The following is a 4,979-nucleotide window of genomic DNA, read 5'->3' on the forward strand; positions in this document are numbered from 1 at the left end:
CGGTCCTCGGGAGCGCCCGGCCTGAGGCCGTACTGCCCGGCGGCCGGGGGCAGGTCCTGGGACGGGACCGGGGCGATGAACTGCGTGGCGTCCGCGTCGGATCCGTGCCCGGGGCCCTGGAACTGCCCGGGGCCGGCGCCGTGTTCGGGCGGCAGCATGCCGGGCCCGGGGCCGCCGGGGACCGGCGCGATGAACTGGGTGGCGTCCGCGTCCCCGCCGGGCGGCATCCCGTGCGTTCCCGGCATCCCGGACAGGCTCTGCGCGGGCGGCAGCGGCAGATACTGCGTGGCGTCGGCCGCGCCGTGCGCGCCGCCGTGCGCGGACGGATCCGAGGGCAGCGGCAACGGCTGGGGCTGCTGCGGCTGCTGATACTGCTGCGGGAGCTGGTACTGATCGGGCTGCTCCGGCAGTTGGTGCTGCTGGTGCTGCTGCTGGTGCTGTTCCGGCAGTTGGTGCTGCTGCTGGCCGTAGTCCTGCTGCGGGTAGCCGTACGAGCCGCCCCCGCCGTACGAAGCGCCCTCGCCGTAGGAGGGGGCCTCGGGCAGGCCGTACGAAGGGCCCTGCCCGTACTGCGAGGTGTCCTGGTGACCGTAGGAGCCCTGGCCGCCCTGCTGGGCGTCACCGTACCCCTGCTGCTCGCCCTGGCCCGGCTGATCCTGCCGCTGGTCCTGCTGACCGCCCTGATGGCCCCCCTGGGGCCCCCAGGGCTGTCCCCACGGCTGCCCGCCGGCCGGCGCGGCCTGTTCCGGCGTGGAGCCGGGTATCCAGGGCTCGCTGCCGTCGCCGGGCAGCACGACGCCTTCGTGCGCGGGGCGCGCGGCGGGATGCCGCTCATCCCCATGTCCGCTGTGCGTCACCAGGACTCCTACGTGTGGAACGTGTGGACCTTCGCAATCGTCGGTTCACGCTACCGGGTGAATCGCGACCTCGGCCACGCACGTCGATCCACTCACACCAAGCCCCCTCAAGACGCGGCTATTAGGCATGAATTCACCCGGTCCGCGCGCACGGGATCACACTCACGCCCGCGTCACGATGCCGCCAACACGCCCCCCTTCGGGGCCCCGTGCCCCCTCAGGCCGCCTGGACCTCCAGCCGCGCGCCGAACTCCCGTACCGCGGGTTCGCTCCCGTACGGCTCAAGACGCTGCTGGAGGTCGTCCAGGTACTCCGCGCCCCTGCTGGAGCGGAGGGTGCCCAGCAACTCCACGGCGCGCGTGCCCGTACGGCAGGCCTCCTCCACCTCGCGCTGCTGGATCTGCGCCGTGGCCAGCAGGACGTAGCCGATCGCCCGCCGCCTGGCGCGGCTCTCCGGATGGCCCTCCAGCGAGTCCGTCGCATGCCGGGCCGCTGCCTCCGGCTGGCCCAGATCGCGGTAGCAGTGCGCCAACTCGTCGGCCAGATAAGCGTGGTCGAAGTGCGCGATCCAGTCCGGGTCGTCACCGGTCTCGTCGCCGGCGTGCTCCAGCGCGGTCAGCGCCCGGCCCGCCACCGCCTGACAGGTGCGGGCGTCGCCCATCAGCGCGTGGCCGCGCGCCTCCGCCGCGTAGAACATGGCCTGCGCGCGGGGCGGCACATGCCCGCGCGAACCCTCCTGGGCGGCCCGCGCCAACTGGGCGATCTCGCGGGGGTTTCCGAGCTGCGCCGCCAGGTGGCTCATGGAGGCCGCCAGCACATATCCGCCGTACCCGCGGTCGCCCGACGCCTGGGCGAGCCGCAGCGCCTGGATGTAGTAGCGCTGGGCGAGGCCCGGCTGCCCGGTGTCGATCGCCATGTAACCGGCCAGCTCCGTCAGCCGGGAGACCGCGCCGAAGAGCCTGCGGCCGACCGACTCCCGGTAGGCCCCCGAGAGCAGCCCCGAGACCACGCTGTTCAGGTAGTGGACCAGGACCGGGCGGACATGGCCGCTGCCGAAGCGGTGGTCGAGGTCCGTGAGCGCACTGGTCATGGCGCGGACCGCCTCGACGTCCGAATCCCCCACCCGCGCCCCGGTGGTCCGCGCGACCGCGCCGTCCGCGCCCGTGATCAGCCAGTCCCTGCTGGGCTCCACGAGCGCCGACGAGGCGACGGCGGAACCCGAGAGGAAGTCACGGCGGCCCACGTCGCTGCGCCACAACTCGCAGACCTGCTCGATCGCGCCGAGCACGGTGGGCGAGAACTGGAGGCCGACGCCGGACGCCAGGTTCTTGCCGTTCGCCATGCCGATCTCGTCGATCGTGACCGTACGGGCGAGCTTGCGCCCGAGCGCCTCGGCGATGATCCCCGGGGCGCGCCCGCGCGGCTGCTGGCCACGTAACCAGCGGGCGACCGATGTCTTGTCGTAGCGGAGGTCGAGTCCGCGCTCGGACCCCACCATGTTGACTCGTCGCGCGAGCCCGGCATTCGAACAACCGGCTTCCTGGATGAGCGCTTGGAGCCGTTCGTTCGGCTGGCGCGCGACGAGAGGTCTGGCTGCCATGAATACCCCCTGTAGCCGCAGTGTTCAGCGCTGTGATCACTGCCCGGCAGATATCGAGAGAATGCGTATGTTCGGCAATATTGTGGATTTTCGAGGATCTCTGGTAAACACGATCACTTTTGACCACAGAGTCCCTACGAGAAGCCCATATGCGGTCATAAGACGTCCTGTTCGCTGCCCCCCGCCCTTGGCTACCCACCTTGAACCCACTCCCTCGCGCGCGCCCCCGCCTATGCATCGGTGCGCCCCGGCGGCGGGATCGATGCTCCGGGGGCGCCGCGCGCGCCGCCCGTAACCCCTGGTGGCGACGGCAGTTGAGCTGTTCGTGGAAGAGACCATCGGAGTGAAGGCCGCCGGGCAGATCCCCGCACAGCGCGGTGACCTGCTGCTCGACAGCGCTGTGCGGTACACGGAAGAGCGGCACTGGGACGTATTTCCCGGCACCTGGCTGGAGGCGGTCGAGAGCAGAGAGGCGTGCTCCTGCGGCGCCCCCTGTGCGCTGCCCGGCGCGCACGCCACCGGGCCCGACTGGGCGGCGCGGGCGACGGGCAGCGCGGTGGCCGCCCGTACCCTGTGGTCGAGACAGCCCAGGGCCTCGGTCCTGCTGCCGACGGGACGCACCTTCGACGCCCTCGACGTACCGGAGTCGGCCGGTTTCCTGGCGCTCGCCAGGATGGAGCGGCTGAACCTCGCGGTCGGCCCCGTCACCCGTACCCCGACCCGGCGGATGGTCTTCTTCGTCCTGCCCGGAGCCGCGCCGAGGATCGCCGGCCTCGTACGGAACCTGGGCTGGGCGCCGGAGACGCTCGACCTGACCGCGCTCGGCGAAGGCCATTACGTGGCGGCCCCGCCGACCAGGACCGGCGGCGGCGCCGTGCAGTGGGCGCGCAGGCCGACGCCGGCGAACCGCTGGCTGCCGGACGTGGAGGAGCTGATCAGCCCGCTCGCGTACGCCTGCGGGCAGGAGGCGTCCGGCCGAAGGCCCCGCCGGTCCTGAAACGCACCCCTATGGTGGAACCCGTTGGCGAAACGGGAGCTCCGAAAGGCAGTGCGCCATGCGGGAACAGGTACCGGAACAGACGTCGACAGAGGCGGGCGGGGCGCGCGAAGCGCCGCCCGCCGTACGGATCGAAGGGCTGTGGAAGCGCTTCGGCGAACAGGTCGCCGTCGCCGGCATCGATCTCGAACTGCCGGCGGGGCAGTTCGTCGGTCTCGTCGGGCCGAACGGCGCCGGCAAGACCACCACACTCTCCATGGTGACGGGCCTCCTGCGCCCCGATCAGGGGCGCGTTGAGGTGGCGGGGCACGACGTCTGGCGCGACCCCGTCGAGGTCAAGACCCGTATCGGCGTACTTCCCGAGGGGCTGCGGCTCTTCGAGCGCCTCTCGGGGCGCGAACTCCTCGGCTACACCGGACGGCTGCGGGGGCTGCCCGGCGCCGAGGTCGACAAGCGGGCCACCCAACTCCTCGACGTACTCGACCTGGCGGGCGCGCAGCACAAACTCGTCGTCGACTACTCCACCGGCATGCGGAAGAAGATCGGCCTCGCCTCCGCGCTCCTCCACAACCCCGAAGTGCTGTTCCTGGACGAGCCGTTCGAAGGCGTCGACCCCGTCTCGGCACAGACCATCCGCGGCGTCCTGGAGCGCTACACGGCCTCCGGCGCGACCGTCGTCTTCTCCAGCCATGTGATGGAGCTGGTCGAGTCGCTCTGCGACTGGGTCGCGGTGCTGGCCGCCGGCCGGATCCGCGCGCAGGGCACCCTCGCACACGTACGGGGCGAAGCGCCCTCCCTCCAGAGCGCCTTCCTCGAACTCGTCGGCGCGCAGGGGCGCGACACGGGCGAGTCCCTGGACTGGCTGGGCGGCGCCCGGTGAACACGGCCGCCCTCACGCCCGTCTTCGTACGGCTGAAGCTCTCCCTCCTGCGCAACGGGCTGCGGCAGTCCTCGGGCCGCGCTGCCGCGTTCGTCGCCTCCGCCGTCGTCACCGTCCTGCTCGCCGCGCTGCTCCTCTTCGGCCTGATCCTGCTGCGCGGCACCGCGCACGCCGACTCGCCGCTCGTCCTGCTCACCGGACTGCTCACGGTGGGCTGGGCGTTCATGCCGCTCTTCTTCCCCACCGGCGACGAGACCCTGGACCCCAGCCGCCTGGTGATGCTGCCGCTGCGCCCGCGCCCGCTGGTCGGCGCGCTGCTCGTGGCGTCGCTGGTCGGCGTCGGGCCGCTGTTCACGCTCTGCCTGCTGCTCGGTTCGGTGCTGGCCGTGGCGCACGGCCCGGCGGCCGTGGTCGCCGCCGTCATCGCCGTACCGCTCGTCCTCGCGGTGTGCCTGGCGCTCGCGCGCGCCGTCGCGACGGCCAACATCCGGCTGCTGACCTCCCGCAAGGGCCGCGATCTCGCCGTGCTGAGCGGGCTGGTGGTCGCGGTGGGCGCCCAACTCGTCAACTTCGGCGCGCAACGCCTCACCGGCTCGGGCAGCCTCGCCGCCCTCGACCCGGCCGCCGACGTCGTACGGTGGCTGC

Annotated in this window: 3 protein-coding genes and 2 pseudogenes; 3 read left to right on the forward strand and 2 right to left on the reverse strand. The window is 72.4% G+C overall.

All coding sequences use genetic code 11. The annotated features are described in order from the left end of the window. Nucleotides 1-857 (reverse strand): annotated as a pseudogene (locus tag QR77_RS15555) (hypothetical protein); the annotation flags it as partial. A 217-nt stretch (nucleotides 858-1,074) separates the two neighbouring features. Then, nucleotides 1,075-2,457 (reverse strand): hypothetical protein, encoded by a 1,383-nt coding sequence (locus QR77_RS15560; RefSeq protein ID WP_040022370.1) that lies wholly within the window; start codon nucleotides 2,455-2,457, stop codon nucleotides 1,075-1,077. A gap of 325 nt (nucleotides 2,458-2,782) precedes the next feature. Here QR77_RS15560 and QR77_RS15565 point away from each other — a divergent pair, with 325 nt between their 5' ends. The 3 genes and pseudogenes from QR77_RS15565 to QR77_RS48660 all read left to right on the forward strand — a co-directional run. Further along, entirely contained in the window at nucleotides 2,783-3,454 is a 672-nt protein-coding gene (locus tag QR77_RS15565; RefSeq protein WP_040022371.1) for a bifunctional DNA primase/polymerase, read from the forward strand. Nucleotides 3,455-3,512: 58 nt separating this feature from the next. Next, a complete protein-coding gene (locus tag QR77_RS15570) occupies nucleotides 3,513-4,334 on the forward strand; it encodes an ABC transporter ATP-binding protein (RefSeq protein WP_040022373.1) in 822 nt (273 codons plus the stop codon). After that, nucleotides 4,331-4,979 (forward strand): annotated as a pseudogene (locus QR77_RS48660) (transporter); the annotation flags it as partial. The gene QR77_RS15570 and the pseudogene QR77_RS48660, both read left to right, overlap by 4 nt.

The sequence above is a fragment of the Streptomyces sp. 150FB genome (assembly GCF_000818195.1).
GTDB lineage: Bacteria > Actinomycetota > Actinomycetes > Streptomycetales > Streptomycetaceae > Streptomyces.